Origin of the sequence: Thomasclavelia sp. (genome assembly GCF_047249845.1) — a bacterium.
Classification (GTDB): domain Bacteria; phylum Bacillota_I; class Bacilli_A; order Erysipelotrichales; family Coprobacillaceae; genus Thomasclavelia.
Genome location: NZ_JBKTWO010000161.1, coordinates 1 through 1,870 on the forward strand (window position 1 = coordinate 1; position 1,870 = coordinate 1,870).

Sequence of the window (1,870 nt, forward strand, 5' to 3'; positions counted from 1 at the left end):
ACTTATCTGAAAGATACGTATAATTCCGGAAAATATAAAACAATGGGGACAACCTCAAAAGGTTGTCCCCGGCCAATGATATTATTGATGTTGTCATTTTATTTATGAGAGTTTCCAATTCTCTCAAATCTTAAATACCTACCCCTCGTCATTATTAGAAGGTGGAATAGATTACAGACTATCAGTATCTAAATTTTTCTTTTTTAATAGGATATATCCTATCACAATCAAGCTGACAATTATTGTAAAACGATTCATAATGTCTACGACCTGATTTGCCAGAATTTGATTAGTAATATCATCTCTTAATAAAATATTATTACTTTCATTGATAACCAAAGGTTTCAGCATCTCCAAGCCAGACTTGACAATAGAAAATAAGAAAAAAGATAGTATTAAAATCCAAAAATTCCTCAGGTGGTATATTAATTTCAAATTTTCACCCAACAGATAATAGCGGAGGGCAAAAATAATTATTAGATTATAAAAAACTGCTGCGAAAACCATTATTAATGAGGACGTATTTCCCATATCCGTAAAATATAACAGTCCTAATTCTATAATCTGACGAATAATGACTATTATCAAGGATATGTCCAAATAAAAGAACACACCCCATACCATTGATATTATTAGATTATTTTTCATAGTTATTCGAATTTAAATCCGGACGACATAATTTGCCGTCCGGATTTAAATTTTTAAAATTAGTGATATCCGGGAAAATCAATGAACTATATGTAAGCATCCGAAGAATTCGCAAATCTGCGACGAAATACGGAATCGTTTTCAGAAATCACCTGTTTAATTGTCATCCAAAAGGCAGTGTCTTTTTGCATTATTTGTCGATTCAACTGCATATTATGATTCTTTAAAGCACTCACCCACAACGTGTCATTCTTCGATTTGTAAAACACCAACATAATCCGAACATCTAAATTATTCCTTACAGAATCCACCTTTAATTTTGAAAGTCCGTTTTCTAAACGCCTCACCGTAGCAGAATCCCGGATCACAATCGACTTCTCGGCCAATTCATCCGCAAATTCAGTTGCAGATATAGCAGCAAATGACAAAAAACCAGACTGGTAATAATATATCGCCACACTATCAGCCACTTGTATAGCTTTTTCAGCTGTTGGAGTTTTTGTAAAATTACATGCGCAAAAAAAACTAATTGGAATTATTAATAAACTCATTAATCTTCCTGAACTTGTCTTCAATTTCATATGGTGTTAGATTATTTACATTTGACTTATCTGCCATTTTATGATTTCTGCGAGTGACTGTTCCGTCTTTTATTTCTTTATGTTTTCTGGCAGCTTTCTGTTCTGTTGTTGTAATATTTCTACGTTCCTCTATATTATCATAATCGCCATCTTCTTTTTTAACATTTTGCATAAACTCATTAGGTTGTTTATCATATTCAATGGCATGTCCTACTTCGTGAGCCAATACAGTCGCAGGAGAAATCCAAATTCCTTCTGTTGTTTGATATGCTGTATCTGGATCCCAATATATTGTTGTCTGAGTTCCATCTACAACGAATTTATTACTTTTACCTGCAGAATCTTTATCCCCAATATAGTATACCTTATCTGATTTTTCCAGACTTGCTATATCTCCAGCCGAACCTCGAGAATTCATATACTTTATAGTAGCTGCAAATTTATCTTTAAACTTCTGCGATACTCCGGGTGCATAATACACTTTTCTTCCATCCGAATCAACAAATTTGATCGGATTATTAGCGCAAAATGCATACGGACTTATCGGATAATACTTTTCCGACAAAGGATCCTTACCAAGCCATATGGCACCGTCCGAATCGTACTGACGGGCGCCGTAGTCCAGGTAGGGATTGTTCAGA

At 34.1% G+C, this 1,870-nt stretch carries 3 protein-coding genes; all 3 read right to left on the reverse strand.

What is annotated here, in order from left to right:
- Positions 1 to 171 precede the first annotated feature (171 nt).
- The gene (locus tag ACLR9T_RS14315) at positions 172 to 351 is read right to left on the reverse strand and encodes a hypothetical protein (RefSeq protein ID WP_413110139.1); all 180 of its coding nucleotides are present in this window, start codon (positions 349 to 351) and stop codon (positions 172 to 174) included.
- Positions 352 to 734: 383 nt separating this feature from the next.
- Positions 735 to 1,199: a hypothetical protein gene (locus ACLR9T_RS14320; RefSeq protein WP_413110140.1), complete on the reverse strand. Its 465-nt coding sequence runs from the start codon at positions 1,197 to 1,199 to the stop codon at positions 735 to 737.
- A complete protein-coding gene (locus ACLR9T_RS14325; RefSeq protein WP_413110141.1) occupies positions 1,174 to 1,869 on the reverse strand; it encodes an RHS repeat-associated core domain-containing protein in 696 nt (231 codons plus the stop codon). The genes ACLR9T_RS14320 and ACLR9T_RS14325 overlap by 26 nt, the downstream gene beginning before the upstream one ends.
- Position 1,870 lies beyond the last annotated feature (1 nt).

What these genes read in the sequence shown, in the direction of transcription:
- ACLR9T_RS14315 (WP_413110139.1), bottom strand. Translation starts at nt 351, where the DNA reads ATGCTGAAACCTTTGGTTATCAATGAAAGTAATAATATTTTATTAAGA.
- ACLR9T_RS14320 (WP_413110140.1), bottom strand. Translation starts at nt 1,199, where the DNA reads ATGAGTTTATTAATAATTCCAATTAGTTTTTTTTGCGCATGTAATTTT.